Origin of the sequence: Kosakonia sp. CFBP8986 (assembly GCF_034044935.1) — a bacterium.
Classification (GTDB): Bacteria; Pseudomonadota; Gammaproteobacteria; order Enterobacterales; family Enterobacteriaceae; genus Kosakonia; species Kosakonia cowanii.
Genome location: NZ_JAXCXB010000007.1, coordinates 108,239 through 135,089 on the forward strand (window position 1 = coordinate 108,239; position 26,851 = coordinate 135,089).

Genomic DNA, 26,851 nt, shown 5'->3' on the forward strand with positions numbered 1-26,851 from the left:
ACTCTTTTTAGATAAAAAGGGTGTAAATCAAACATTATTTACACCCTGCATTACTACTGCGACAAAATAAAGAGATCTTTTATTACTGGAATTCCTGCCCAACGACCTCGTCCCGTGCCGCCATAATGCAATCCAGCACGTGCTTCATCAGCTCCGGCGTCAGGTGCATATTCATAATGTAGATTTTCAGGGCGAACACTTTGGCCTCCGGATCGGCCGCATCGCGGTTGTACTCTGTGACGCAGAAACCGGTGGTAAAGCTCATATAGGGCGTATGCATCCCGTTGATCTGCTTACCTGCGCGGAACCATTCATAGAGTTTATTGCCAATTGCTAGCGTTAACTGATTATGTGCCGACAGCTGCGGTTTATACGCGGGGTCGGTCAGCTCACGTTGATACTGCTGCTGCGCATTCACTCCCTGCGGATAGATGCGCAGCAGGGTGACCATGCCATTATCCTGCGGATTGACGCATACCGTAGATTGCTTTGCTTGCAGCAGATTACGCATCACCAGATGATTTTCCAGGATCGAGCCCAGGCACGCCTGGAAGCCCTCATAGCCAAAGTATTTCATCGTTGCCCAGCCCGCGACTGCGCCGGTTGCCGCGCGCGAGACTTCAAGCGTGTAGTGATAAGGGTTGTAATCCGTGCGGGACTGCAAATAAGCCGAGCCAGGGCGCTGCAACAGCGCTTCAAACTCACCAGCATCACGATATGCAAAGAAGCTGCTGGTGTAGGGTGAAAAGCCCGCTTTATGGAAATCAATGCCAATGGCATCCGCGTATTTCATCTTCTCCAGTTCGCGGGCATTGCTCTTCATCATTGGCAGTAGCGCTTCGGTGAACTGCAGCGGGTTAGCGGCAAAGTCATATTTCTGGAAGGCCAGCCATGACCAGCTGGTCACAGCATCGCAGTAGAGCAGCGCCTTGCCATATGGCGGGGCGTTGCGATAGCGATCCAGTAAGCGGCGCACGTCCGCCACCGGATCGAAGGCGTTGGCATCGGTTGTCCCCATCGTACAGACCACTGACGCAACCGGGATATTTTGCATCCGCAGCGCAATCAACACCGCTTCCAGATCTTTTAGATCCATGGCGTTGGTCTTCGGATCGGTTTTGATGCAGATAATGTTATCCGTCCCGAGACCGGTCCAGTCTGTGCTGTTGAGCATGGTGAAGTGCGCCTGCTGGGAACAGAGGACTTTCGCATTAGTGCGAACGCCTTCGCGTCTGGAGCCAGGCAGCACGCGCGACAGGGCATATTTCATATGATAGGTCCAGCAGCCAGAGCCGCCGTAGGTGTAGAGCCCGCCGGCGCGCGGCGCATCCCAGCCAATCAGGTTTGCTAACATCCCGGCGCTTTCCAGTTCGGCGCGTTGAACGTTCCAGGAGTACTCCCCCGACACAATATTGGGGGAGAATACCTGCGCGATCATGCCTGCAATAACTGAAGCCGTATTGCCCTGCGGAATGGTATTGCACATCGCTAAGGGATGGCCCCAGTTCGGCATACCGTGAAAAAGTGCTGCCGTCTCGTTAATAACATCCTCGCACTGGCGTAAATTATTGGCCATTTCAGCAACCCTGACGCTTTGATAATCAACGTCAAGCTCGCCGCTATTACCTAACCACGCCGGGCCATTATTTTTCGGACGCAATCTGTTTACATGTTCTGAAATACGCGTCATGTTTTCAGAGAGAGCATCATGGTTATCAGAAAAGGCTGAAGGGAATAGTGAGCTTGCTACTTCCTGATATTTCTTTGCTCTTCTGTTTTGATCTTTATTAATAGTATTCATCACAATCCTTTGCGCGTGGAGTGGTATTAAATGAGCGCTTTTTGCGGTTCTCTTAAAATAGGGTAAAGCTCAGGGAAACCGTCGACGCAGAGTTTGAAATCTGCGGGTTTGAAGCCAAGTCGCCTGGCAAGACGTTGCACACGCGCAGCCGTACATTCGGCATAACAAGGAACGCCTGCTTGATCCTGCAAATGGATTAACCGGTACATCAATGCGTTGATAACGTCCATGCCGCGATCCTGGCCAGGAATAGCGAGCACGAAAATATAGAAGTGTGGAGTTGTTGGATGATAAGCGCTCAGCTTGTGCATTAAATAGGCCATGGTGGCGTAATCGGCGCTATATTCATCCCGTAACTGCTTGAACAGGATCTCATCGGTAATATTTTCTGAGTCATAATGAAAATACATTAGCGCGCCGACATTATTTTCATCAATAATAACGCCGCCTTTGCGTAGCGCGACTTCGGCATAGATCCTGAAGAAGCTGCGCAATGCCTCACGTCGTCTTTCCGGCGCCGGAAAGGCTGATTCAATAAGCACATCGTCATAAAATGCCTCGGCCAGCAGGTCGCATATCAGCTCGATATCAGAAAAGGTAGCATCCCTTACATTCATTATTTTCCCTCGGTTGGTTGGATTGATATAAATGCTTTATTAATGCGTCTTATTAATTTCAGGAGGTGGTATGGCGCAAAAAGATATCATGATTAATAAATGCGAGGGTGACGAAACATCCGAAAATAAATTGCCGACTGCATGTTGCTATTGGGGTGAATAATTATTGAGGAGTTGTTGTTTTATTTAGAGGGTAAAATTAAGTGGAGTTTAGTGATGCGTTTATCGATTTTTTACTTCCTGGTTATTTTAAATGGTGCTGTGGTTCGGTGAACGGAAATATTCAGCTAGCGCTTTTGATTCGCTATTTTTACCTATCCTGCCTGCGTCGCGTAAATCCTCACGATAATTAAATCGCAGAAATTGATCCAGCTTCTTTTGCCAGTCCGGAGGAAAATTTGCTTACGACGGCGAGCCTGATCTTCATCAAAGGAAGAAAAGAACTGGAAAGATTAGCGAACAACGCCGAAGACAAATAAAACAAGCGTGACGCTTAGTTAATTTAATACGCGCTCAGGCTGTAAAAAGCATGGTGGAAATAAGAAGTGATGTTTAGAGATGTGCCAAACAGAAGCTTAATTTTGGCGGAAGATCACAGGAGTCGAACCTGCCCGGGACCGCTGGCGGCCCCAACTGGATTTGAAGTCCAGCCACCTCACCGGAGATGACGATCTTCCGCGCCTGCATTGCTACATGGAGGCGGGGCGCATTATACCTACTTTCAGTGATTTACCACATCCCTCACCGTAATTTTTCACATTCTGCTTTCCCTTTCTACGACCGTTTAAGATAAATCTCTATCTTTTCCATTGGTTAGCTTTTTTCATACGTTAAGGAATCGCGATCACAGAAAAGAATAAACGTAATTTAATAACCAGAAATCGCAATTTCCGCCCGTAAAGCGATCGATTAAAACCCTTAACACCGCAATCGGCATGGTTTTGCTGCGTTAAGGAAACAAAAATGGACAGTCAGGCTATTTCTGTAAAAGAAAAGATTGGCTACGGGATGGGCGATGCCGCCAGCCACATCATCTTTGATAACGTCATGCTCTACATGATGTTCTTCTATACCGATATCTTCGGCATTCCCGCCGGGTTTGTCGGCACCATGTTCCTGCTGGCGCGCGCACTGGACGCCGTTTCCGACCCCTGCATGGGGCTGCTCGCCGACCGTACGCGCAGCCGCTGGGGCAAATTTCGGCCATGGATCATCTTTGGCGCGCTCCCTTTCGGTATCGTCTGCGTGCTCGCTTACAGCACGCCGGATCTCAGCCTTAACGGCAAGATGCTCTATGCCGCCGTCACCTATACGTTACTCACCCTGCTTTATACCGTCGTGAATATTCCTTACTGCGCGCTGGGCGGGGTCATCACCAACGATCCGCAACAGCGCATCTCTCTGCAATCCTGGCGCTTCGTGCTGGCTACCGCAGGCGGCATGCTCTCCACGGTACTGATGATGCCGCTGGTAACACTGATTGGCGCAGAGGATAAGATCGTCGGTTTTCAGGGTGGGATCGCCGTGCTCTCGGTAATCGCATTTATGATGCTGGCATTCTGTTTTTTCACCACCAAAGAGCGCATCCAGGCACCACCAGCGACCACCTCCATGCGCGAAGATCTGCGCGATATCTGGCAAAACGATCAGTGGCGCATTGTGGGTATGCTGACCATCCTGAACATTCTTGCGGTGTGCGTGCGCGGCGGCGCGATGATGTATTACGTCACGTGGATCATGGGCGATGCCGCCATATTTACTGCTTTCCTCACAACCTACTGCGTCGGCAACCTGATTGGCAGCGCGCTGGCGAAACCGCTCACCGACTGGAAGTGCAAAGTCACCATCTTCTGGTGGACCAACGCCGCGCTCACCCTGCTCAGCATCGCCATGTTCTTTATCCCCATTCAGGCCAGCTTCACCATGTTCGCCTTTATCTTTGTTATCGGCGTGTTGCACCAGCTGGTCACCCCGATCCAGTGGGTGATGATGTCTGATACCGTTGATTACGGCGAATGGTGCAACGGCAAGCGCCTGACCGGCATCAGCTTTGCGGGCACGCTGTTTGTGCTGAAACTCGGCCTCGCCCTTGGCGGCGCACTGATTGGCTGGGCGCTGGCGGGCAGTGGCTATGAAGCCGCCGCACCGCGGCAAAACAGTATGACGCTCACCATCATCGTCTCGCTATTCACACTGGTGCCGGCTGCCTGCTATCTGCTCAGCGCCCTTATCGCCAGACGCTACTACACCCTGAAAACCCCCCTGCTGAAGTCGATTGTGGCGCAGCTGGCGCGCGGCGAACACCGTAGCCAGAAGCGCTTCGGCAATATCTCACCCCGGGAAGAGTTACTGTAAGGAGCAACGTATGAAGATCAGTGATGGCAACTGGCTTATCCAGCCCGGCCTGACATTAATCAATCCGATTCAGGTATTTGATGTTGACCAGCAGGGGAGTGAGATGGTGGTGTATGCCGCCCCGCGCGACGTGCGCGAGCGCACCTGGCAACTGGATACGCCGCTCTTTACGCTGCGCTTCTTCTCGCCGCAGGAGGGCATTATCGGGGTGCGTATCGCGCACTTTGAGGGCGGCACAGAGAAAGGTCCGCATTTCCCGCTCAACATTGCGCAAGATGTGGCGGTCGCGATAGATAACACACAGACGTATGCCGAGCTACGCAGCGGCGCACTGGCCGTTCGGGTGACGAAAGGCGAAGCGTGGGCCATTGATTTTCTGCGCAACGGCGAGCGCATTACCGGCAGCCAGCTTAAAAACAGCGGCTACGTGCAGGATGGTAACAGCGGGCGCAATTACGTTTTCGAACGGCTGGATCTGGGCGTCGGTGAAACGGTTTATGGCCTGGGCGAGCGCTTCACTGCGCTGGTGCGGAACGGGCAATCTGTGGAAACCTGGAACCGTGATGGCGGGACCAGCACCGAACAAGCCTATAAAAACATTCCCTTCTATCTCACCAACCGGGGCTACGGCGTGCTGGTCAATCATCCGCAGGCGGTGGAGTTCGAAATCGGTTCGGAGAAAGTCTCCAAAGTGCAGTTCAGCGTTGAGGGGGAGTCGCTTGAGTACTTCGTCATTGACGGCCCGACACCGCAAGCGGTGCTAAACCGATATACCCGCTTCACCGGCCGCCCTGCGCTACCACCGGCGTGGTCGTTCGGCCTGTGGCTCACCACCTCTTTTACCACCAACTACGACGAAGCGACCGTAAACAGCTTTATCGACGGCATGGCTGAGCGCCAGCTGCCGCTGCATGTTTTTCACTTCGACTGCTTCTGGATGAAAGCCTTCCAGTGGTGCGATTTTGAGTGGGACCCGGTGACCTTCCCGGATCCGGCGGGGATGATCAAACGCCTGAAGGAGCGTGGGCTAAAAATCTGCGTCTGGATAAATCCCTACATCGGACAAAAATCCCCGCTGTTCCGCGAACTGAAAGAGAAGGGCTATCTGCTGAAACGCGCGGATGGCACGATATGGCAGTGGGATAAATGGCAGCCGGGGCTGGCGATTTATGACTTCACCAACCCGCAAGCCTGCCAGTGGTATGCCGATAAGCTCAACACGCTGGTGGCCATGGGCGTCGACTGTTTTAAAACCGATTTCGGCGAGCGCATCCCAACGGATGTGGTATGGCACAACGGCGCCTGCCCGCAAAAAATGCATAACCACTACGCCTATATTTACAACGAGCTGGTGTGGAACGTGCTGAAAGGTAAGGTGGGTGAACAAGAGGCGGTGCTGTTTGCCCGCTCGGCCTCCGTCGGCGCGCAACAGTTTCCGGTGCACTGGGGCGGCGACTGTTATGCCACCTATGAATCGATGGCGGAAAGCCTGCGCGGCGGGTTATCCATTGGTCTTTCCGGCTTTGGTTTCTGGAGCCATGATATCGGTGGCTTCGAGAATACCGCGCCTGCGCATGTCTATAAGCGCTGGTGTGCGTTCGGCTTACTCTCCAGCCACAGCCGCCTGCATGGCAGCAAATCCTATCGGGTGCCGTGGGCTTACGATGACGAGTCCTGCGATGTGGTGCGCTTTTTTACGCAGCTGAAATGCCGCCTGATGCCCTATCTCTACCGGCAGGCGGTAGCTGCAAACGAATCGGGTGTACCGATGATGCGCGCAATGATGCTGGCTTTCCCGGACGATCCGGCCTGCGATTACCTTGACCGCCAGTATATGCTCGGCGACGTTCTGCTGGTCGCGCCGGTGTTCAGTGAAGCGGGTGAGGTGCAGTTTTACCTGCCGGAAGGGCGCTGGACGCACCTGTGGCATAACGACCTCCTCGACGGCAGCCGTTGGCACAAACAGCAGCATGGCTTTATGAGCCTGCCGGTCTACGTTCGCGACAATACGCTGCTGGCGCTGGGCGATAACGATCGGCGACCCGATTACGCATGGCATCAGGGCACCGCGTTCCAGCTCTTTCAACTCGACGATGGGCGCGAAGCCGTGTGTGAGGTGCCGGATAGCCGCGGCGAGAGCGTTTTCCGTTTATCAGCCAAACGTGAAGGCGCTGTGATTACCGTGCGGGCTGATGGCGAAGGCAAAAACTGGACGCTATGCCTGCGCAATATTATGCAGATAACCCATCTGCAGGGGGCGACGGCGAGCAAGAGTGAAACCGGTTTGGTCATTACCCCGCAGGGTGCTGAAGTTTATATCACCCTCTAAACGCAGATTGCCCGGTGGCGCTAACGCTTACCGGGCCTGCAAAAAGCGAAGGTCAAACGTAGGCCGGATAAGCGTAGCGCCATCCGGCACGGTTTTACGGCGTCGCCTGCGGCGCGGCGTCTGGCGCAACGGCACCCGCGCTGCTCACCGTGCCGCTGTGCATGCTCTGCTTAATCTGCTGTTTTTGCGCGTTCACCGCCTGTAACTCGCCGTTGACGGAGGGTTTTAACGGTGCTTCGGCGCGCACCTGGCCGCTGGCGGTTAACTGTAAATTACCTTCGCCATCAATCGGCAATGCGGGCCAGCCCCACGCCTGCAATACATTGACCGGCACGCCGCGCCCGTTGAGGCTGACATTGACGCTGCGGTCCGGCGTTTGCGCAACCACCGCTCTTGCTTCCAGCAGCCCCTGACCGGTAAAGGCGCTAAGTTCGGTGATATTGACCGTGTTGCTATTGGCGTTGAGCGCCAGCGACGGGCGGCGGACATCGACGCGGTTAAAGGTGCCTGCGGCAGCGTTCAGCTTCGCATTCCCACTCCAGACACCCCATTTCCGTTCGCGCACCAGCTGCAAATTGTTGCCATACCCATCCAGCGCGGTGAGCTGCCACGGGAATGTCGAATCGATATCAATCACCAGGTTGCGGCTGGCGCTGAATTTTTTCAGCACCAGGCTGTTCAGCCATGGGGGCAGATCGTCCATCCACAGCTGTTTCCAGTTCGCCGGCAGCGTGTATTCCAGCCCGGCAAACGCCGCATCGTCCAGCACTAGCGCCTTGCCTGTGCGATACCAGTTACCGGAGGTGCGCACCATGCCGTTTTCCCAGCGGGAGGTGAATTGCTGCAGCGCGATGCCCTGCGGGGAGAAGCTGGCATTCAGAATCGGGTCGAAAAAGTGCAGCGAACCGTAGATAAACTCGCTGGCATTCATCGACAGTTTGCCCTCTTCGCTCTCCCAGTCGCCCTTCTTGAAGGTCAGGTTGCGCAGGCTAAGATCGAGGTCGGTCACTGCCCACTCAGGCCCTTGCAAGGTGGCGTCGGTCACTTCCACACGGCCGATTTTCAGCGAAGGCAGGGTGGTGAGCGGGGCAAAGAAATCCTGCAGCGACTTATCGCTTTGCAGACGAATATCGTTAAGACGCAGATTATTCACCACCCAGCTGCCGTCGGCGCTGCGCTTTGCATCACCCGTGAGCGAGCCGCGTGCCATATCGGCACCGATAGTGGTTAAGGTCACCACATCTTTATCAATACTGCCCTGAATCAGCACGTTACTGGCGGGAACGCCATTTAACGTCAGCGAACCGGCGCTCATCTGCAACTGGGCTTTACTGCCGATCACATTACCTGCGGCTGGCTGCCAGGGTGAGATACCGCCGGTAACGCGCTGCGCGCTTAACTCCCAGCCGGTTGCCGGGCTGTTGAAGGCCATGTTGCGCAGTTGCAGGCGATCGGCCTGGAAAGGCAGCGGCGCGGCGGTTGGGGAGAGGTTAAGCGTACCGTCCTGTAGCAGAATGGTGTCGGCATGCAGCGGGTCAGTGAGTTGTCGGCTGCTGAGGCCGATATCTACCATTTTCGCCACCAGCGTTGCTGGCTGGCCTTTGCGGCCGAAGCTGACGCCTTTTAATACCAGATGAGAAGGGGAAGAGAAGCGGTGGTCAACGGAATCGAACGTGAGGTGATAATCGCTGTTGTCGCTGATCCACTGGCTCGCTTGCGTCGCGCCCCAGCGGGTTTGCAGCAGGAAGTAGGCCGCCAGCAGCAGCACAAACAGGATAATAACGACCGCTAACAGCAGCTTCCCAAGAAATTTCATCATCTTCCTCCCTCACGTGACCGTAAGGGAGTTATGCACGAATTGTGCACGATGCTCAAGGGAGGAATGATGAAAGGAAATTGCGGCGGCAACAGAGGATGCTCTGTTGCCGCGCGAGGTAATTTACTCTTTTTCCGGTGGGAAGATGAGGTTCAGGACGATAGCGGTGATCCCGCCTGCTGCGATGCCGGAGGAGAGCAGGTTTTTCAGCCAGTCCGGCGCAAATTGCAGGATCTGCGGCTGCTGCGACACGCCTAAACCTACCGCCAGCGACAGCGCGATAATCAGGATCGCACGGCGGTTGAGCGGTTCGCGGGAGACGATGCGCACGCCGGAGGCGGCGATAGTGCCGAACATCACCAGCGTGGCGCCGCCGAGTACCGGTTCCGGTAACTGCTGCACAAACGCGCTTACCGCCGGGAAAAGGCCGAGCACCATCAGCATCACCGCGATAAAGAAGCCGATATAACGGCTGGCGACGCCGGTCAGCTGGATCACGCCGTTATTCTGACCAAAGCAGGAGTTGGGAAAGGTATTGAACACCGCAGAGACAAAGGAGTTAAGGCCATTTGCCAGCACGCCACCCTTCAGCCGCTTCATGTAGAGCGGGCCGGTAACAGGCTGTTCAGAGACATCGGAAGTGGCAGTGATATCGCCGATGGTCTCCAGGGAGGTGATCATAAAGACCAACATCAGCGGCAGCAGCAGGCTCCAGTCAATGCTCAGCCCGTAATAGAGCGGCGTCGGCACCATAAAGGTACTCTCCGGCGCGTTGTACTCCGGCAACATACCCATAAACATCGCCAGCACATAGCCGACCGCCATCGCGATCACCAGTGAGGCAATGCGCAGATAGGGGTTGCGCTGGCGGTTAAGCAGGATAATCAGCCCGAGCACCACGCCTGCCAGCAGCAGGTTTTTCGGCGCGCCAAAGGTATGGTTGCCCATGGCCGCGAAGCCGCCACCGACGGAGGTCAGCCCAACCTGAATCAGTGACAGGCCGATAATCATCACCACTACGCCGGAAACCAGCGGGGTGATAATGCGGCGCGCCAGCGGCAGAATACGCGAGATAACCATCTCGGTGCAGCTTGCCAGCATCAAGGTGCCAAACAGCGCCGCCATCATCGTCGGCACATCGGCACCACCGGTTTTCAGCGCCGTGCCGCCCATAATCAGCGGTGCCACGAAGTTAAAGCTGGTGCCCTGGATTGAGAGCAGCCCGGAGCCGACCGGGCCCCAGGCTTTAATTTGAATCAGCGACGCGACGCCGGAAGCGAAGAGCGACATGCTGAGAATATGTTGAGTGTCCTGAGCCGGTAAACCCAGCGCCTGGCAGATCAGCAGCGCGGGCGTGATCACGCCAACGAACATTGCCAGCAGGTGTTGCAGCGCAGCAAACAGCGTTTGCGGCAGCGGGGGACGATCTTCAAGGCGGTAGATCAATTCGCTGGGTTGAGTCTGCGCAACCGGTTGCGCATTTTCCGACTCGATGGTGTTTACGGACATCTCAAGCTATCCCCTGATGGAAAAGCGCTGATTTTATCGGACTGAATGGTAAAAGCAAACGGTTGCTTCGGCTGGAAGCATACTTTTCTAAGGGAGGTTGATCTCACACCATCAGGTTCTAAAAATCAGGCGTTGGAGTAGCGTTCCGTTTCCGGCATCCAGCGGTCAATCAGCGCTTCTGCCAGCTGCGGGTAACGTTCGTGAATATGGCGCGCAACGCGCTGAACTTCGGGGATCATTGCCTGGTCGCGCAGCAGATCGGCAACTTTGAATTCGGCATTGCCCGTCTGGCGGGTGCCCAGCAGTTCGCCCGGGCCGCGGATCTCGAGATCTTTTTGCGCAATCACAAAGCCGTCGTTGCTGTCGCGCAGCACCTGCAGGCGCTTTTGCGCGGTTTTCGACAGCGGGGATTTGTAGAGCAGCACACAGTGTGAGGCCACCGCGCCACGTCCGACGCGCCCGCGTAGCTGGTGGAGTTGCGCAAGACCAAGGCGTTCAGGGTTCTCAATAATCATCAGGCTGGAGTTCGGTACATCCACGCCAACCTCAATGACTGTAGTGGCGACCAGCAGATGAAGCTCGCCCTGTTTAAAGGCCTGCATCACTGCCTGTTTCTCGGTCGGCTTCATGCGGCCATGCACCAGCCCGACGTTCAGCTCCGGCAGAGCCAGCTTTAACTCTTCCCATGTCGCTTCCGCCGCCTGGGCTTCCAGCAGATCAGACTCTTCAATTAGTGTACAAACCCAGTAGGCCTGGCGACCTTCGCCGGTGCAGGCGCTGCGCACGCGATCGATAATCTCGCTGCGACGCGTATCGGGAATGGCAACCGTGGTCACCGGCGTACGGCCCGGCGGCAGTTCATCAATCACCGAAGTATCGAGATCGGCATAGGCCGTCATCGCCAGCGTTCGCGGGATTGGCGTGGCGGTCATAATTAGCTGATGGGGATGAAAGCCCTGCTGCTGCCCCTTTTCCCACAGCGCCAGCCGCTGGTGCACGCCAAAGCGGTGCTGCTCATCAATGATCACCAGTGCCAGGCCGTTAAACTGCACCTGCTCCTGGAAAATAGCGTGGGTGCCGACGATCATCTGCACCTGCCCGCTGGCAATCGCCTCTTGCTGCGCCAGGCGGGCTTTGCCTTTCTGCTTGCCCGCCAGCCAGCCAACTTCGATACCGAGCGGCGCAAACCACGCGCGGAAGTTATTGGCGTGCTGCTCTGCCAGCAATTCGGTGGGCGCCATCATCGCCACCTGCTTGCCATTGGCGATAGCGCGTAGCGCCGCGAGTGCGGCCACCAGCGTTTTACCGGAGCCAACGTCGCCCTGGACCAGGCGCATCATCGGCATATCCAGCGCCATGTCGCGTTCAATTTCCGCCACCACCCGCGCCTGTGCGCCGGTTGGTTTAAAGGGCAGGGAGGCGAGCAGTTGCTCTTTTAACGTATCGTTAGCGGCGAGCGACTGCGCATGGTAACGCTGCGCACCGGCGCGCAGCGCCAGCATGCTCAGGTTATGAGCCAATAGCTCTTCGAGAATTAGTCGGCGCTGAGCGGGGTGCTGCCCGCTCTCCAGTTCGCTTAATTGCAGCGAAGGCGGCGGGCGATGCAGCGTATGCAGCGCCTCCGGCAGGCTCATCAAACCCTGCGCCAGCTCGGGCGGCAGCAGTTCGCTGATGGCGCAGGTTGCCAGCAGCTCCAGCGCTTGATCGGTTAATTTGCGCAGCGTGGCCTGCTTAACGCCTTCGGTCGTTGGGTAGACCGGCGTCAGCGTCTCCTGAAGCTCCGGAGTGCTGAGATCGCCCTGCACCTTATACTCCGGGTGGATCATCTCCGCGCCATACTTTCCACGTTTCGCTTCGCCATAAGCCAGCACGCGGCGGCCAACCGCAAGGCTGTTTTTCATCGCCGCGTTGAAGTTGAAAAAGCGCATGGTCAGCATGCCGGAGCCGTCGCTTATCTGGCAGGTCATCATCCGGCGACCGCCGAAAGTGACGTTACAGTTCAGCACTTCGCCCTCCACCGTGGCGTAAATGCCCGGCAGCAGGTCGGCGATGGGGTAGAGTTGGGTTCGATCTTCGTAACGCAGGGGAAGGTGTAACAGCAGATCCTGAACGGTGTGCAGGCCAATTTTCGCCAGCTTGCTGCTCTGCGCCGCGCCAACGCCGGTCAATGAACTCAGTGGCACCGCATCGAGCAGCTTCCCTTTCATCGGTTACCTCGAAGCCTGCATGGTAGCCCACCACGTCGGGTCGGCTTCAATCTGCCCCTCATTATTCACATGAGGGTAAGGCAGGCCTTTTTGTTTCGCGACGCGGGCAAGCACAGGGTAGCCGCCTTCGAACAGCAGGCGCTGCTGCTCGGCGTCCGGCAACATGCTGTTTTCACGCTTATACATGCCGGCGTTTTGCCGCTGGCGCTGCGCTTCGTAGAGAATGAGCGCCGAGGCTACGGAGACATTGAGCGACTGCACCATGCCCGTCATCGGAATGATGATATCCCGATCCGCGAGATCCAGTGCTTGCTGAGTGATCCCGGTTTTCTCCTGACCCATCAAAATACAGGTTGGACGGGTATAGTCGATTTCACGGAAATCGACGGCTTTATCCGACAGGTGGGTGGCAAGGATCTGCATGCCGCGCTGCTTGAGCACGCCAACGGCGTCTTCAATGGTACGGTGAGTTTTAACATCCACCCAGCTGTTGCTGCCCGCGGCGGAAGAGGCCATGGTGCGCATGCGGTTCCCCGGCCAGACAGCGTGCACTTCATGCACGCCGACGGCATCCGCAGTACGGATAATGGCAGAGACGTTATGAGGTTTGTGGACCTGCTCCATGCAGACCGTCAGATCCGGCTGACGCCTGGCGAGCATCTCGCGGATTCGCGCATAACGCTGAGCATTCATACAATCAGTTTCGGTTACGGGTGACTTTAATCACATCCGGCATCACGCGGATTTTACGCATGATATTCGCCAGATGAACGCGATCGCGCGCCGTCAGGCGGATGAACGCGCTATAAACGCGGCCATCTTTCTCTTCCGTATTCAGGCTCTGAATATTGGAAGTGGCGGTGTTAATGGCCGCCGTCAGGTTCGCCAGCGCGCCCTGGTGGTTAAACATATCCACCTTGATCTCGGTGATAAACTCTTGCGCCGTCTCTTTATCCCACTCCACGGCCATAAACTTCTCTGGCTCTTTCTGGTAGCCACGAATATTACGGCAGGATTCATGGTGGATAACCAGCCCTTTACCGGGGCTGACGTGGGCGACAATCGGGTCGCCAGGGATCGGGCGGCAGCATTTGGCGAAGGTGATCAGCACGCCGTCTGCGCCTTTAATCGGCAGGTGCGCGGTGTTTGCGCCAGTCGGTGCTGCGGTGCCTGGCGTGGCTTCCCCCTGCTGCAGATTTTTCGCCACCACAACGCTCATCGCGTTGCCAAGGCCGATTTCCGCCAGCAGATCGTCAAGCGACGCCAGCCGCATACGCTCCAGCTCGCGCTGAATATGCTCCTGCGGAATTTCCGCCAGCTTGCGGCTTCCGCCCAGCGCGTGATTCAGCAGACGACGGCCGAGGCTTACGGAGTCGTCGCGCTTGAGGTTCTTCAGCATCTGGCGGATCTTCGCGCGCGCTTTCGAGCTGACGACAAAGTTCAGCCAGGCGGCATTCGGACGGGCGCCCGGCGCGGTGATAATCTCCACCGTCTGGCCACTGGAGAGCGATTGCGACAGCGGGTAGGGCTGGCGATCGACGCGCGCGCCAACGCAGGCGTGACCGATATCCGTGTGCACCGCATAGGCGAAATCCACTGGCGTCGCGCCAGCAGGCAGTTCGACAATGCGGCCTTCGGGGGTGAAAACATAAATCTCATCGGGAAAGAGATCAGATTTAACGCTTTCGATAAATTCAAACGAGCTACCGGCGCTCTGTTGCAGCTCCAGCAGGCTCTGCATCCAGCGCTGGGCGCGGATTTGCGCGGTGGTGCTGCTTTCGCCGTGCTCTTTATAAGCCCAGTGCGCGGCAACCCCCATCTCCGCCATTTGATCCATATCTTCAGTACGGATCTGCACCTCGACCGGTACGCCGTGCGGGCCAATCATTGAGGTATGGAGGGATTGATAGCCGTTCGCCTTGGGGATGGCGATATAGTCTTTTACGCGGCCAGGACGCGGCTTGTAAAGACTATGCATCTGACCGAGTACGCGATAGCAGGTATCGAGATCGTGAACAATGACGCGGAAGGCGTAAATATCCATGATCGAGTGAAAACGCTGCTCTTTCAGCACCATCTTGCAGTAGATGGAGTAAAGGTGCTTTTCCCGCCCGCTGACGCGGCAGGGAATACCCGCTTCCTGTAAACGCCCTTCGATTTCCGAGAGGATTTTTTGAATCATCTCTTTGCGGTTGCCGCGCGCGGCTTTTACCACTTCTTTGATCACGCGATAGCGGTTCGGGTAGAGCGCCTCAAAGCCCAGCTCTTCCAGCTCGGTTTTGATGTGATGGATACCTAAACGGTGCGCCAGCGGACTGTAGATTTCGAGGGTTTCACGGGCGATGCGGCGACGCTTGTCCGGGCGAAGGGAGCCCAGCGTGCGCATGTTGTGGGTGCGGTCGGCAAGCTTGATAAGGATGACGCGGATATCCTGCACCATCGCCATGATCATCTTGCGAAAGTTTTCCGCCTGCGCCTCTTTTTTATCCTGGAATTTGAGCTTATCCAGCTTGGAGACACCCTCCACCAGCTCGGCAACGCTTTTGCCAAAGAGCTGCTCCATATCCTGGTAGGTGGCGGGGGTATCTTCAATCACGTCATGCAGCAGCGCGGCCATCAGCGTTTCGTAGTCGAGTTTCATCTCGGCCAGAATACAGGCCACCGCTACCGGGTGCGTGATATAAGGTTCACCGCTTGAACGTGTCTGACCCTCGTGAGCGTCACGTGCAACGAGATACGCCTGCCTGAGACGTTTGATCTGGTCTTCAGGCAGATAGTTTTGAATCAGCTGATTCAGGCTTTCAAACAGATACAAGGGTGACCTGCAGGTTAATTAACGACGACCTTCAGCAATGGCGGTAACAGCCTGCAGTTCTGCGGCTTCCTGCTCTTGCTGTTCCTGGCGCTCACGTACATCAAGGATCTGGTTGTTAATCAGACCTTCTTCGATTTCGCGCAGCGCGATAACGGTGGTTTTATCGTTTTCTTCCGGTACTAACGGATCTTTACCGCCAACCTGCATCTGACGAGCGCGACGCGCGGCGACCAGCACCAGGTCAAAACGGTTACCAACTTTCTCTACAGCGTCCTGAACAGTTACGCGTGCCATACTTAAAATGCTCCACAGGTGAAGAAATGACTGGGCATGATACTGAAACCAGGCTCAGTCTGCCAATAGTTTGCTGATTAAAGCGTCATGTCGCTGCTTTTGGCGGCTCATGCGCAGACGTTCAGCGCGAATAATGGTTTTCAGATCGCCCAAGGCGGTATCGAAATCATCATTCACAATCAGGTAATCATACTCGGCGTAATGGCTCATTTCGGCAACCGCCTGCGCCATACGTTTCGCGATCACCTCTTCGCTATCCTGGCCGCGGCCACGCAGGCGGCGATCCAGCTCCAGCTTCGACGGCGGCAGAATAAAGATGCTGCGCGCCTGCGGCATGCGGGTGCGAATTTGCTGCGCGCCCTGCCAGTCGATATCAAGAAACACATCGACGCCCGTTGAGAGCACTTGCTCAATCGTCGCGCGCGAGGTGCCGTAATAGTTGCCGAACACTTCGGCATGCTCAAGAAACGCATCCTCACTAATCATCGCTTTGAACTCATCGTGATTAACGAAGAAATAGTGTTCACCGTGCACTTCACCCGGGCGCGGTGCGCGCGTGGTGTGCGAAACAGAAACTTGCGTGTCGTATAACGGTTGGGTTTTCAGCAAAGCCTGGATGAGGCTTGATTTACCCGCGCCGCTGGGGGCGGAAACAATATAGAGCGTGCCTTGAGCCATGAGAGTCTTTTGTATGTGAATGCGATAGGAACTTACATACGTGCCTATTATACACATCGCCGCTACGTGACGTAGCTTTTGTCACCCGTTTTCCTGTCAATGATTCGATTTTGCGTACTGCTTTCCTGATTTTTATGCACGTTTTCATTGCCATGTAAGTTTCCCGGAAGCCCGCTCGCATCCTGCCTTTTTCCCACTCGAAAGCGCTCAAGCGCAGCGTTATAACCACTCCGCAATCACAAGGGAGAGGCATGATGTGGAGAAGCGTTGGGATAACTATTTTTCTACTGCTATGGAGTGCGTTTAGCCTGGCGGCTTGCCCGGTCTGGTCGCCATCACGGGCGCAGGAGGAGGTAACGCGCCTGAAACAGCAGCTCAGCAGATGGAACGACGATTACTGGTCCAGAGGCGCAAGCGCGGTGAGCGATGATGTTTACGATCGGATGAGCGCGCGCCTGGCGAACTGGCAGCGCTGTTTCAACATGACATCCGCAAACGTTGCGCCTGCTTTGCCGGGCGGCAATGTTGCCCATCCGGTTGCCCATACCGGGGTACGCAAACTGGCGGATAAATGGGCGTTGCAGCAGTGGATGAGGGGAAAGCAGGATCTGTGGGTACAGCCGAAAGTGGATGGCGTTGCCGTCACGCTGGTCTATCGCAACGGCAGGCTGGCACAGGCTATCAGCCGGGGTAATGGCCTTGCGGGTGAGGAGTGGACAGCAAAGGCGCAGGCCATCCCCGCGATCCCGAAAACCGTCACCGGTGCGCTGGCGAATAGCGTCTTGCAGGGTGAACTCTATTTACGCCGTAAGGAGCATATCCAAAAACAGGCCGGAGGTCTTAATGCCCGAGCAAAAGTCGCCGGCGCGATGATGCGGCACGACAACCCGGAGTTGCTTAATGACCTCGCTTTTTTTGTCTGGGCCTGGCCCGATGGCCCAGCCACTTTAGCGCAGCGGTTGGTGGCACTGAAAAAGGCGGGCTTTGAAGAGGCGCACTACTACAGCGCGCCGGTCAACAGCGTGCAGGAGGTGGAGCGTCTTCGCCAGCACTGGTTCACCTCGCCGCTGCCCTTCGTCACGGATGGCGTGGTGGTGCGCACCAGTGCAGAGCCTGCGGGCAAAGCGTGGTTACCTGGTCAAAGCGACTGGGTGGTGGCCTGGAAGTATGAACCGGTAGAAGAGGTGGCAGCGGTAGAGGATATTCAGTTTGCCATCGGGCGGACCGGGAAAATTTCCGTTGTTGCGCTGCTGGAGCCGGTAAAACTGGATGATAAGCGCGTGCAGCGCGTGAATATTGGGTCCATTCAGCGCTGGCAGTCGTTAGATATCGCACCGGGCGACCATATTGCCGTCACCCTTGCCGGGCAGGGGATCCCACGCGTGGAGCGCGTGGTCTGGCGCAACCTTGTTCGACAGCCACCCACACCGCCACAAGCTCGCTTTACGCCGCTGAGCTGTTTTTATGCCACGCCGGATTGCCAGCAACAGTTTATTGCCCGCCTCTCCTGGCTTAGTTCTGACAAGGCGCTGGAGATAGCTGGATTGAGCGAGAGCGGCTGGCGAACGCTGCACCAGACGCACCATTTTGAGCATCTTTTCTCCTGGCTGGCGCTGACCAAAGAGCAGTTGCAGACGACACCCGGAATGTCGCCCGCGCGCGGGCTGCAACTCTGGCACCGTTTTTCCTTAACGCGTGAGAGGCCGCTAAGCCGCTGGCTTCACGCGCTCGGTACGCCGCTGCCACAATCGGCGATCAATGCGGCGGGCGATGCTTCATGGCGGCAGATGCGCAGCCGGGATGAGCTGGCCTGGCAACAACTGCCGGCCATCGGCAAAGAGAAAGCGCGGCAGGTTGTGGCTTTTATCCGCGAGCCGGCGATTGAGCAACTCACGGCCTGGCTTGCGAAGCAGGGCGTAAAGGCCTTTCAGTGAGCATTATGCTTATAGTGAAACACTGGCAGACCCAGCTTCCAGCGAATCGCCAGCAGGCGGCTGGTAAAGCCAAACAGCAGGGTGGTAATCACCACGATGTCATGGTTGGTAACGACATGGCTCAGCGCGATATAGAACACGGCGGCAGCAAACGCGATCCCGGCATAGAGTTCTTTCTGGAAGACGAGAGGAATGCGCTTACAGAACATATCGCGCAGCACGCCGCCAAAGACGCCGGTGATAACGGCCGCAATCACGGCGATAATCGGGCCTTCGCCCATATCGAGCGCGATTTGCGCCCCGATAATAGAAAACACCACCAGGCCGAGTGCGTCCAGCACCAGAAACAGGCGGCGCAGGTGGGGCATTACGGGGGCAAAGATTGTGGTCAGCACCGCTGCGACAGCAACGATGATCACATACTCCGGGTGCTTCACCCAGCCGAGCGGATAGTGGCCAAGCAGGATATCGCGCACCGAACCGCCGCCAAGCGCGGTCGCGGTGGCAATAATAATGACGCCAAAGGTGTCCATACGACGTCGCCCGGCGGCCAGCGCGCCGGTCATGGCTTCGGCAGTGATGCCGATCAGATAGAGAATGTGTAACAGCATGCCGCCCCCATAAATTCAGTGCGGGCAGGGTAATGATTAAGCAGGAAGAGGGCTATTGAGATTTTCTAACGAGCGGTGTTTCGGATTAGTTAGGTTAATGTGTAATGTGATAGGCTATGTTATATATATCATTGATTTTATTTTTATTTAATAAGTTTCGTCTGTAATGTTCGCCGAAATAATAAAGCAGTTATCAATAAATAATATGTGGGTGACTGGATACAAAAAAAGGCCCTCGCGGACCTTTTAATGAGACGAGAGGCTTATTCGATATTCTGAATCTGCTCGCGCATCTGCTCAATAAGCACTTTCAGCTCAATAGCCGAGTTGGTCACTTCCGCATTGATTGATTTAGAGGCCAGCGTATTCGACTCGCGGTTGAACTCCTGCATCATAAAGTCGAGGCGGCGACCTACAGCTTCCTTCTTCTTCAGGATGTTGTAGGTCTCTTTCACATGCGCTTCGAGCCTGTCCAGCTCTTCGGCAACGTCGATACGCTGCGCCATCATCACCAGCTCTTGCTCGAGGCGGTTGTTTTCCAGCTGCACCTGCGCCTCTTCCAGTTTGCTGACCAGGCGCTCACGCTGCCATTGCAGGATGTGCGGCATATGGGCGCGCACGTTGTTGACTTCGGTGCTGACGCCTTGCAGACGCTGCTCGATCAGCGCTTTCAGCGCCTGTCCTTCGGTTTCACGGGCGACGATAAAGTCGTCCAGTGCGCCATCCAGCGTGGCAAGGATTTCAGCGGTAATCGCATCGAGATCCTGCTCCTGAGCCGCCATCACGCCAGGCCAGCGCAGAATATCGACCGGATTAATTTCACCCTCGTCGCTCTGCATTTTTACCCAGTTAGCGGCGGTGACCAGCTGCTTAGCCAGTTTTTCATTCAGAATCAGTTCGCCCTGTGCGCTGGCGTCCGGCTCAAAGCGTAAGGTGCATTCCACTTTACCGCGGGTCAGACGGGTACGCAGACGCTCGCGGACAACCGGTTCAAGGCTGCGGAATTGTTCCGGCAGGCGGAAGTAAGTTTCCAGATAACGCTGGTTAACCGAGCGCAGTTCCCAGGAGGCGGAGCCCCATGCACCCTTGATTTCACGCCGGGCGTAGGCGGTCATACTGCGGATCATAGTCGTTCCCGTTTTGAAGGAGAGATGCGGGGGATTATAGCTTTGGTGGCCTTATCAGGATAGGAATAACCAGGGTTAGCCAGTATAATGCGCAGCCACATTCGTAACAGCCGGAGAAATCATCATGCGTCCAGCAGGCCGAAGCGCCACTCAAGTGCGCCCCGTCACCCTGACCCGTAACTACACAAAACACGCAGAAGGTTCCGTGCTGGTGGAATTTGGCGACACCAAAGTGCTCTGCACCGCCTCCATCGACGAAGGTGTTCCACGCTTCCTCAAAGGCCAGGGCCAAGGCTGGATCACTGCCGAATATGGCATGTTGCCGCGTTCGACCCACACCCGTAACGCTCGTGAAGCGGCGAAGGGCAAGCAGGGCGGACGTACCATGGAGATCCAGCGCCTGATCGCGCGTGCACTGCGCGCGGCGGTCGATCTGAAAGCGCTTGGCGAATTTACTATCACCCTCGATTGCGATGTTTTGCAGGCCGATGGCGGTACCCGTACTGCGTCGATCACCGGTGCGTGCGTGGCGCTGGCCGATGCGCTAAACAAACTCGTTGCCGCAGGCAAGCTGAAGACCAACCCGATGAAAGGCATGGTCGCGGCCGTCTCTGTGGGCATCGTCAATGGCGAAGCGGTGTGCGATCTGGAGTATGTTGAAGACTCAGCGGCTGAGACCGACATGAACGTCGTGATGACCGAAGATGGCCGTATGATCGAAGTTCAGGGCACCGCAGAGGGCGAACCCTTCACCCACGACGAATTGCTCGCGATGCTGGCGCTAGCCCGAGGGGGCATTGAGTCCATTGTCGCGGCGCAAAAAGCGGCGTTAGAAAATTGATTTTGAGGGCGACGATGAGTCGCCCTTTTTTTTGCGCAACATTCGGGCTTCAACCCTGCAGTCTGCGCAACGCACTTTGCTAAATTTTAAATCATCAAAACAGGAAGAGGAGCGGATCCATGAAAGCGTACCAGCGTCAGTTTATTGAATTTGCGCTTAACAAACAGGTACTGAAGTTCGGCGAGTTCACGCTGAAATCCGGGCGCAAAAGCCCCTATTTCTTTAATGCCGGGCTCTTTAATACCGGGCGCGATCTGGCGCTGTTAGGCCGTTTTTACGCTGAAGCGTTAATGGATTCCGGGATTGATTTCGATCTGCTGTTTGGCCCGGCTTATAAAGGCATACCGATTGCGACCACCACCGCGGTAGCGCTGGCAGAGCATCATGAGCGCGATGTGCCTTACTGCTTTAACCGTAAAGAAGCCAAAGATCATGGCGAAGGCGGTAACCTGGTCGGCAGCGCGCTGCAGGGCCGTGTGATGCTGGTGGATGATGTGATCACCGCCGGGACAGCGATCCGCGAGTCGATGGAGATTATTCAGGCTAACGGCGCGACCCTTGCTGGCGTGCTGATCTCGCTCGATCGTCAGGAGCGCGGCCGTGCAGAGATCTCTGCAATTCAGGAAGTTGAGCGTGATTACGGCTGCAAGGTTATTTCCATCATTACGCTGAATGACCTGGTGGATTATCTGGAAGAGAAACCGGAGTTGGCCGGTCTGGTCGCTTCCGTGCGTGCGTATCGCGAAGAGTACGGCGTCTGAGTAGCTACCCGGCAGCAGGCCTGCCGGGTTTCGTCTTACAGAAGCTGTGCGCCCTGCGTGTTAACATACAGGGCGTAAATCGAAGTGCTGGCTGCCATAAAAAGCCGGTTTCGCTGCTCGCCGCCGAAGCAGAGATTCGCGCAGCGCTCGGGCAGATGAATCATGCCAATCGCTTTGCCCTGCGGGTTAAACACCCGAACACCATCCAGCTCGTCGCTGCCCATCCCCCATCCGCACCATAAATTGCCGTCAACATCGCAGGCGATACCGTCCGCGGTGCCGTTGCCACAATCAATATGCACCCGCTTATTTTGTAACTGCCCGTCGACAATGTCCCACGCCAGTATTAAACGATTAGGCGTGGCACGGCTCTCCACCACATAGAGGGTTTTCTCGTCCGGCGAGAAGCAGATGCCATTCGGCCCGCGCACATCGCCCAGCACCACTTCCAGCTTGCGGGTCTGCGGATCGAGATGATAAACATTCTGCGGCAGCTGCGGCTCGGCTTTATGTCCTTCATAAAAACCGGTAATGCCAAATGGCGGGTCGGTAAACCAGATTGAACCGTCTGATTTGACCGCGAGATCGTTCGGCGAGTTGAGCGGCTTACCATCGAAGCTATCCGCCAGCACTGTGATGGTGCCGTCGTACTCCGTGCGCGTAATGCGCCGTGTATAGTGCTCACAGCTGATCAATCGCCCCTGGCGATCGCGGGCATGACCATTGGCGTTATTTGCTGGTTTGCGAAAAACAGCGGTCTCGCCGGTCTGCTCATCCCAGCGCATCACCGAATTATTGGGAATGTCGCTCCAGAGCAGCATGCGCATATCACCAAACCATACCGGCCCTTCCGCCCAGCGACAGCCGGTGGCGATTTGCTCCACTTTCGCGCTGGAGACCATGTACGCGCGAAACGCGTCATCAAGCGCGACCACGCGCGGATCGGGGTAGCGCGGTGCAGGTGTCCAGGCAGCGAAGCTCTTTTGACTCAGTAACAGGGAAGCGGTAGCGATACCGCTCAGCTTTAACAGTTCCCGACGAGATGTTGCCATCCGGTCTCTCCTTCTTGCTTTTGTAGGGTATCGAAGCGGTGATTTGTTTCAGGAATAACCAGGTGCCTGAAGGAGCGTAGAGAATCGGGAAGGGTGCCACATCTGGCATTGTTACGAATTACGTTGGGCTTTTACACAGAATGGCGGGAAATGCGAATGCAGCCACAGAGGCTGCATAGGGTGATTACTGTAATTGCAGAAGTAACAGCGGCCAGCGCGCGTCAAAATCTTCGGTCGGGCTATATTTGAACTCGCTGCGCACATAGCGCGACAGCATCCCTTCACAGAAGGCCAGCAACTGGCTTGCCAGCAGCGTTTCGTCGGTCACATACCCTTCGCCTTCACGCATTTTGCGTTCGCGCAGTACCTGGCGCAGCTGCGCTTCGATACGCTCAAACAGCTGGTTAATGCGCCCTTGCAGGCGATCCTGCTCAAACATCAGCGCATGACCGGTCATGATGCGGGTCAGGCCGGGGTTACGTTCGCCGAAGCCCAGAATCAGTAAGACAATCAGACGCAAACGCGCAGTCGTGTCTTTTTCATCTTTTAAAATCAGGTTGATGCGGGTAATCAGGCTATCTTCGATAAACTCGATCAGGCTATCGAACATGCGTGTTTTGCTGGGAAAGTGACGATACAGCGCGGCTTCAGAGACGCCGACCGATGCCGCCAGTTTCGCCGTGGTAATACGTTGGCTTCCATCGCTGGATTCCAGCATTAACGCCAGAGATTGAAGTATTTCCTCACGGCGATTCTTTTTCGCAGTCTGTTTTTCTGCCATGTTCTAAAAAACCCCAGAAAATAATCACTTGTCAGGCGAGCAACCACACAACGGCCGCAAATGCCTGGCATTTGCGGTCATCTTATCGCGTTATAGTGTTGTGTAATGCGTTAAATAGCGCGGATTATTGACGCCCGGAGTGGCCAAAGCCGCCTTCGCCACGCACGGTGGCATCGAACTCTTCCACCAGGTTAAATTCAGCCTGCACCACCGGTACAAAGACCATCTGCGCGATACGCTCGCCAGGCACAATGGTGAAGCTCTCTTTCCCGCGGTTCCAGACGGAGACCATCAGTTGCCCCTGGTAATCGGAATCAATCAGCCCCACCAGGTTGCCCAGTACCACGCCATGTTTATGACCCAGGCCCGAGCGCGGCAGAATCACGGCTGCAAGCGTTGGGTCGGCAATGTGAATCGCCAGACCAGTCGGCAGCAGCGTGGTGTCGCCTGGCGCCAGCTCTACGGCGTCATCCAGACAGGCGCGCAGGTCAAGACCGGCGGAGCCGGAGGTGGCATAGGTCGGCAGCGGGAACTGCTCACCCACGCGCGGGTCCAGAATCTTAACGTCGATTTTTTTCATCATAACGGGTAACAATCTCGTCCAGTAATAGGTGTCCCAGCAGCGCTTTGCGCTCCAGCGGCAAGCGCTTATCGCCATCTTGCCAGAACAGATGTAATGCGTTGTTGTCGCTATTAAAGCCTTGATTAGATTGCGAAACATCGTTGGCGCAAATCAGGTCGAGGTTTTTGCGGGCGCGTTTCTGCCGGGCGTATTCTTCCACATTATTCGTTTCCGCGGCAAACCCAACAACATAAGGTCGATGGCTGGTGAGCGCCGCGACGCCGGCGACGATATCGGGGTTTTTCACCATTTTTATTGTGATTTCATCGCCTTGCTTTTTAATTTTCTCCGGCGCGATCTCGCTGGCGCGGTAGTCTGCGACCGCTGCACAACCGATAAAAATATGCTGCTGCTGGGCGCGTTGCTGTACCGCCGCCTCCATCTCAAGGGCGGTGGTCACATCCACGCGCTGAACATAGGCGGGCGTAGGCAGCGACACCGGGCCTGAAACCAGCGTCACATTCGCGCCGCGCTTCGCGGCCGCTTCAGCAATGGCGAAGCCCATTTTGCCGGAGCTGAGATTAGTGATGTAGCGCACCGGATCCAGCGGTTCGCGGGTCGGACCGGCGGTAATCATAATGTTCAGATGTTGCAAATCCTTGACCGGTGAGAAGTGAGCCGCGGCCATATCAACGATGGTCAGCGGATCGAGCATGCGGCCCGGGCCGACATCACCGCACGCCTGGCTGCCGCTGTCTGGCCCCCACAACAGCAGGCCTCTCGAAGCCAGCACCTGTAAATTGTGCTGGGTAGCGGCGTTGCGGTACATCTGCTGATTCATCGCCGGAACAACCGCAACCGGTGACGGGGTGGCCAGGCAGATGGTTGAGACCAGATCGTTTGCCATACCCGCCGCGACACGGGCGATTAAATCAGCGGTGGCGGGTGCCAGAATCACCAGATCGGCCCATTTACCCAACTCGATATGCCCCATTGCCGCTTCCGCAGCGGGGTCGAGCAGGCTGTCGGAGACCGGGTAACCGGAAACGGCCTGCAGACTCAGCGGTGTGATAAAGGCTTTGGCGGCCTCGGTCAGCGCCACGCGGACTTCCGCGCCGCGATCGCGCAAGCGACGCACCAGCTCAGGCGCTTTATAGGCCGCGATACCGCCGCTTACGCCAAGGACAATTTTTTTACCCGCCAGAGTTGTCATGATTCTTTCCCGTTGGATTCGCCAGAGGTTGGGGATTTTATCACAATCCTGATGTCGTCGTGCCTATGCCCGTAAACCACTTTGCGAGGCACTACGCAGCGTTGAAAAGTGCCATTCGATGAGCATTCCCGGATGTGGCAACATGAGTTTCTGACAGGGAGGTGTGGATATGGCGATTGTGTTGATTCCTCAAAAGCCGCGCGAAAAGATGATGCAGCTGGGCGTTGAGTCTCTTACGGACGTTGAGTTACTGGCGCTGTTTTTACGCACCGGCGCGTGCGGGAAAAGCGTACTTACCGTTGCGCGCGAGATGTTAAACCACTTTAGCTCGCTCCACTCTCTGCTCTGTGCCGACTATGATGAGTTCCGGTTTATCTCGGGCATTGGCGTCGCCAAATATGCGCAGCTCAGGGGTATCGGCGAACTGGCGAGGCGCTCCTACAACGCGCGTATTGCCGAGGAGAGCTCTCTGCTCAGCCCGGAGATGGTGCGGGAGTTTTTGCAGAGCCAGCTGGCGAACGAAGAGCGGGAGGTCTTTATGGTGATCCTGCTTGATAACCGCAACCGCATCATCAAACATGCCCGGCTATTTTCCGGCACGATTAACCACGTTGAGGTGCATCCGCGAGAAATTTTGCGCGAAGCGATAAAATTCAATGCGGTCGGCGTGATCCTCGCGCATAATCACCCCTCGGGTAATGCTGAGCCCAGCAGAGCAGATAAGGCCATCACCGAGCGAGTGATAAAATGCTGCCAACTCATGGACATTCGCGTTATTGATCATCTGGTCATTGGTCGCGGCGAGTGCGTTTCTTTTGCGGAACGCGGTTGGATTTAGACCACTTTGCGCGATCCATCGGGATCTTTGTCTGTTCGGGACTTGAGCACACCGCCGAGTCAGCGTATACTACGCCACCTTTGAGAATCTCGGGTTTGGCATTTGGGCCTGGCAATCGAGAGTTCACATAGAACTGCGATGACCGGGCTGTAAAGCCTGACGAGGCGCCAATACCCCATACGAAGCTCGAGCTAATTTGATTTTTGGAGAATAGACATGTCCCGAGTCTGCCAAGTTACTGGCAAGCGTCCGGTGACCGGTAATAACCGTTCCCACGCACTGAACGCGACTAAACGCCGTTTCCTGCCGAACCTGCACTCTCACCGTTTTTGGGTTGAGAGCGAAAAGCGTTTTGTCACCCTGCGTGTATCTGCTAAAGGTATGCGTGTAATTGATAAGAAAGGCATCGATACAGTTCTGTCTGAACTGCGTGCCCGTGGCGAAAAGTACTAAGTACTTAAAGGATATAAATCATGGCTAAAGGTATTCGTGAGAAAATCAAGCTGGTTTCTTCCGCTGGTACTGGTCACTTCTACACCACCACGAAGAACAAACGTACTAAGCCGGAAAAACTGGAACTGAAAAAGTTCGATCCAGTTGTCCGTCAGCACGTGCTGTACAAAGAAGCTAAAATTAAATAATTTTAGTTTTCTTGAACAAAAACCCCGCACTGTCGGGGTTTTTGCATTTCTGATAGCCCGCAAAAAGCC

23 protein-coding genes, 1 tRNA gene and 1 pseudogene are annotated in these 26,851 nt (G+C 55.9%); 8 read left to right on the forward strand and 17 right to left on the reverse strand.

The window, feature by feature from the left end:
* Nucleotides 1-82: 82 nt before the first annotated feature.
* The 4 genes and pseudogenes from SOM48_RS16985 to SOM48_RS17000 all read right to left on the reverse strand — a co-directional run bounded on the left by SOM48_RS16985 (nt 83) and on the right by SOM48_RS17000 (nt 3,095).
* Nucleotides 83-1,576, reverse strand: coding sequence for an aspartate aminotransferase family protein (locus tag SOM48_RS16985; protein ID WP_320512598.1), 1,494 nt, complete (start codon nt 1,574-1,576; stop codon nt 83-85).
* Between the two features lie 251 nt (nt 1,577-1,827).
* Complete coding sequence (locus SOM48_RS16990; protein ID WP_320512599.1) at nt 1,828-2,418, reverse strand: hypothetical protein; 591 nt, start codon at nt 2,416-2,418, stop codon at nt 1,828-1,830.
* A gap of 279 nt (nt 2,419-2,697) precedes the next feature.
* Nucleotides 2,698-2,849, reverse strand: a pseudogene (locus SOM48_RS16995) (hydroxyacid dehydrogenase); the annotation flags it as partial.
* Nucleotides 2,850-3,000: 151 nt separating this feature from the next.
* Nucleotides 3,001-3,095, reverse strand: a tRNA-Sec gene (locus tag SOM48_RS17000).
* Between the two features lie 286 nt (nt 3,096-3,381).
* On the opposite strand from SOM48_RS17000, the gene SOM48_RS17005 reads away from it, so the two are divergent.
* Both SOM48_RS17005 and yicI read left to right on the forward strand, forming a co-directional pair.
* On the forward strand, nt 3,382-4,773 hold the full coding sequence (locus tag SOM48_RS17005; RefSeq protein ID WP_320512600.1) for a glycoside-pentoside-hexuronide family transporter: 1,392 nt from the start codon (nt 3,382-3,384) through the stop codon (nt 4,771-4,773).
* A 10-nt stretch (nt 4,774-4,783) separates the two neighbouring features.
* Nucleotides 4,784-7,102: an alpha-xylosidase gene (gene yicI, locus SOM48_RS17010; protein ID WP_320512601.1), complete on the forward strand. Its 2,319-nt coding sequence runs from the start codon at nt 4,784-4,786 to the stop codon at nt 7,100-7,102.
* A gap of 94 nt (nt 7,103-7,196) precedes the next feature.
* On the opposite strand, the gene SOM48_RS17015 is transcribed toward yicI, so the two are convergent.
* From SOM48_RS17015 to gmk, 7 genes are all read right to left on the reverse strand, one after another.
* Entirely contained in the window at nt 7,197-8,918 is a 1,722-nt protein-coding gene (locus tag SOM48_RS17015) for an AsmA family protein (protein ID WP_320512648.1), read from the reverse strand.
* Between the two features lie 123 nt (nt 8,919-9,041).
* Nucleotides 9,042-10,427: a nucleobase:cation symporter-2 family protein gene (locus tag SOM48_RS17020; protein WP_128481863.1), complete on the reverse strand. Its 1,386-nt coding sequence runs from the start codon at nt 10,425-10,427 to the stop codon at nt 9,042-9,044.
* A gap of 125 nt (nt 10,428-10,552) precedes the next feature.
* A complete protein-coding gene (gene recG, locus SOM48_RS17025) occupies nt 10,553-12,634 on the reverse strand; it encodes an ATP-dependent DNA helicase RecG (protein WP_054802721.1) in 2,082 nt (693 codons plus the stop codon).
* Nucleotides 12,635-12,637: 3 nt separating this feature from the next.
* A complete protein-coding gene (gene trmH / locus SOM48_RS17030; protein ID WP_054802720.1) occupies nt 12,638-13,327 on the reverse strand; it encodes a tRNA (guanosine(18)-2'-O)-methyltransferase TrmH in 690 nt (229 codons plus the stop codon).
* Between the two features lie 4 nt (nt 13,328-13,331).
* Complete coding sequence (gene spoT, locus SOM48_RS17035) at nt 13,332-15,449, reverse strand: bifunctional GTP diphosphokinase/guanosine-3',5'-bis pyrophosphate 3'-pyrophosphohydrolase (RefSeq protein ID WP_042715011.1); 2,118 nt, start codon at nt 15,447-15,449, stop codon at nt 13,332-13,334.
* Nucleotides 15,450-15,467: 18 nt separating this feature from the next.
* Nucleotides 15,468-15,743: a DNA-directed RNA polymerase subunit omega gene (gene rpoZ / locus SOM48_RS17040; RefSeq protein WP_007369481.1), complete on the reverse strand. Its 276-nt coding sequence runs from the start codon at nt 15,741-15,743 to the stop codon at nt 15,468-15,470.
* A gap of 54 nt (nt 15,744-15,797) precedes the next feature.
* Nucleotides 15,798-16,421, reverse strand: a complete 624-nt coding sequence (gmk, locus tag SOM48_RS17045) for a guanylate kinase (RefSeq protein ID WP_042715009.1) — start codon at nt 16,419-16,421, stop codon at nt 15,798-15,800.
* 254 nt (nt 16,422-16,675) lie between these two features.
* On the opposite strand from gmk, the gene ligB reads away from it, so the two are divergent.
* Nucleotides 16,676-18,355: an NAD-dependent DNA ligase LigB gene (ligB, locus tag SOM48_RS17050; RefSeq protein WP_320512649.1), complete on the forward strand. Its 1,680-nt coding sequence runs from the start codon at nt 16,676-16,678 to the stop codon at nt 18,353-18,355.
* Here ligB and SOM48_RS17055 read toward each other — a convergent pair.
* Both SOM48_RS17055 and SOM48_RS17060 read right to left on the reverse strand, forming a co-directional pair.
* A complete protein-coding gene (locus SOM48_RS17055; protein WP_042715004.1) occupies nt 18,349-18,966 on the reverse strand; it encodes a trimeric intracellular cation channel family protein in 618 nt (205 codons plus the stop codon). The genes ligB and SOM48_RS17055 overlap by 7 nt on opposite strands.
* 263 nt (nt 18,967-19,229) lie before the next feature.
* The gene (locus SOM48_RS17060; protein ID WP_054802718.1) at nt 19,230-20,093 is read right to left on the reverse strand and encodes a YicC/YloC family endoribonuclease; all 864 of its coding nucleotides are present in this window, start codon (nt 20,091-20,093) and stop codon (nt 19,230-19,232) included.
* 124 nt (nt 20,094-20,217) lie between these two features.
* On the opposite strand from SOM48_RS17060, the gene rph reads away from it, so the two are divergent.
* Complete coding sequence (gene rph, locus SOM48_RS17065) at nt 20,218-20,934, forward strand: ribonuclease PH (RefSeq protein WP_139567445.1); 717 nt, start codon at nt 20,218-20,220, stop codon at nt 20,932-20,934.
* Between the two features lie 119 nt (nt 20,935-21,053).
* Nucleotides 21,054-21,695: an orotate phosphoribosyltransferase gene (gene pyrE / locus SOM48_RS17070; protein ID WP_320512604.1), complete on the forward strand. Its 642-nt coding sequence runs from the start codon at nt 21,054-21,056 to the stop codon at nt 21,693-21,695.
* Between the two features lie 35 nt (nt 21,696-21,730).
* Here the strand turns inward: pyrE and SOM48_RS17075 are convergent, their stop codons facing one another.
* From SOM48_RS17075 to coaBC, 4 genes are all read right to left on the reverse strand, one after another.
* A complete protein-coding gene (locus SOM48_RS17075) occupies nt 21,731-22,747 on the reverse strand; it encodes an SMP-30/gluconolactonase/LRE family protein (protein ID WP_320512605.1) in 1,017 nt (338 codons plus the stop codon).
* 184 nt (nt 22,748-22,931) lie between these two features.
* Nucleotides 22,932-23,528, reverse strand: a complete 597-nt coding sequence (gene slmA / locus SOM48_RS17080; protein WP_054802716.1) for a nucleoid occlusion factor SlmA — start codon at nt 23,526-23,528, stop codon at nt 22,932-22,934.
* 124 nt (nt 23,529-23,652) lie between these two features.
* Nucleotides 23,653-24,111: a dUTP diphosphatase gene (gene dut, locus SOM48_RS17085; protein WP_042714993.1), complete on the reverse strand. Its 459-nt coding sequence runs from the start codon at nt 24,109-24,111 to the stop codon at nt 23,653-23,655.
* Complete coding sequence (gene coaBC / locus SOM48_RS17090) at nt 24,089-25,303, reverse strand: bifunctional phosphopantothenoylcysteine decarboxylase/phosphopantothenate--cysteine ligase CoaBC (protein ID WP_094418919.1); 1,215 nt, start codon at nt 25,301-25,303, stop codon at nt 24,089-24,091. The genes dut and coaBC overlap by 23 nt, the downstream gene beginning before the upstream one ends.
* 169 nt (nt 25,304-25,472) lie before the next feature.
* On the opposite strand from coaBC, the gene radC reads away from it, so the two are divergent.
* From radC to rpmG, 3 genes are all read left to right on the forward strand, one after another.
* Nucleotides 25,473-26,141, forward strand: a complete 669-nt coding sequence (gene radC / locus SOM48_RS17095; protein WP_042714990.1) for a RadC family protein — start codon at nt 25,473-25,475, stop codon at nt 26,139-26,141.
* A gap of 216 nt (nt 26,142-26,357) precedes the next feature.
* The gene (gene rpmB / locus SOM48_RS17100) at nt 26,358-26,594 is read left to right on the forward strand and encodes a 50S ribosomal protein L28 (protein WP_002436699.1); all 237 of its coding nucleotides are present in this window, start codon (nt 26,358-26,360) and stop codon (nt 26,592-26,594) included.
* A gap of 20 nt (nt 26,595-26,614) precedes the next feature.
* Entirely contained in the window at nt 26,615-26,782 is a 168-nt protein-coding gene (gene rpmG, locus SOM48_RS17105; RefSeq protein WP_003024094.1) for a 50S ribosomal protein L33, read from the forward strand.
* Nucleotides 26,783-26,851: the final 69 nt, after the last annotated feature.

Coding starts and splice junctions, on each gene's coding strand:
- rpmB (WP_002436699.1), top strand. CDS start 26,358: ATGTCCCGAGTCTGCCAAGTTACTGGCAAGCGTCCGGTGACCGGTAAT.
- SOM48_RS17075 (WP_320512605.1), bottom strand. CDS start 22,747: ATGGCAACATCTCGTCGGGAACTGTTAAAGCTGAGCGGTATCGCTACC.
- rph (WP_139567445.1), top strand. CDS start 20,218: ATGCGTCCAGCAGGCCGAAGCGCCACTCAAGTGCGCCCCGTCACCCTG.
- ligB (WP_320512649.1), top strand. CDS start 16,676: ATGTGGAGAAGCGTTGGGATAACTATTTTTCTACTGCTATGGAGTGCG.
- SOM48_RS17015 (WP_320512648.1), bottom strand. CDS start 8,918: ATGAAATTTCTTGGGAAGCTGCTGTTAGCGGTCGTTATTATCCTGTTT.
- pyrE (WP_320512604.1), top strand. CDS start 21,054: ATGAAAGCGTACCAGCGTCAGTTTATTGAATTTGCGCTTAACAAACAG.
- slmA (WP_054802716.1), bottom strand. CDS start 23,528: ATGGCAGAAAAACAGACTGCGAAAAAGAATCGCCGTGAGGAAATACTT.
- gmk (WP_042715009.1), bottom strand. CDS start 16,421: ATGGCTCAAGGCACGCTCTATATTGTTTCCGCCCCCAGCGGCGCGGGT.
- radC (WP_042714990.1), top strand. CDS start 25,473: ATGGCGATTGTGTTGATTCCTCAAAAGCCGCGCGAAAAGATGATGCAG.
- coaBC (WP_094418919.1), bottom strand. CDS start 25,303: ATGACAACTCTGGCGGGTAAAAAAATTGTCCTTGGCGTAAGCGGCGGT.
- yicI (WP_320512601.1), top strand. CDS start 4,784: ATGAAGATCAGTGATGGCAACTGGCTTATCCAGCCCGGCCTGACATTA.
- rpoZ (WP_007369481.1), bottom strand. CDS start 15,743: ATGGCACGCGTAACTGTTCAGGACGCTGTAGAGAAAGTTGGTAACCGT.
- trmH (WP_054802720.1), bottom strand. CDS start 13,327: ATGAATGCTCAGCGTTATGCGCGAATCCGCGAGATGCTCGCCAGGCGT.
- dut (WP_042714993.1), bottom strand. CDS start 24,111: ATGATGAAAAAAATCGACGTTAAGATTCTGGACCCGCGCGTGGGTGAG.
- SOM48_RS17020 (WP_128481863.1), bottom strand. CDS start 10,427: ATGTCCGTAAACACCATCGAGTCGGAAAATGCGCAACCGGTTGCGCAG.
- SOM48_RS16985 (WP_320512598.1), bottom strand. CDS start 1,576: ATGGCCAATAATTTACGCCAGTGCGAGGATGTTATTAACGAGACGGCA.
- SOM48_RS17060 (WP_054802718.1), bottom strand. CDS start 20,093: ATGATCCGCAGTATGACCGCCTACGCCCGGCGTGAAATCAAGGGTGCA.
- recG (WP_054802721.1), bottom strand. CDS start 12,634: ATGAAAGGGAAGCTGCTCGATGCGGTGCCACTGAGTTCATTGACCGGC.
- SOM48_RS17005 (WP_320512600.1), top strand. CDS start 3,382: ATGGACAGTCAGGCTATTTCTGTAAAAGAAAAGATTGGCTACGGGATG.
- SOM48_RS16990 (WP_320512599.1), bottom strand. CDS start 2,418: ATGAATGTAAGGGATGCTACCTTTTCTGATATCGAGCTGATATGCGAC.
- SOM48_RS17055 (WP_042715004.1), bottom strand. CDS start 18,966: ATGCTGTTACACATTCTCTATCTGATCGGCATCACTGCCGAAGCCATG.
- rpmG (WP_003024094.1), top strand. CDS start 26,615: ATGGCTAAAGGTATTCGTGAGAAAATCAAGCTGGTTTCTTCCGCTGGT.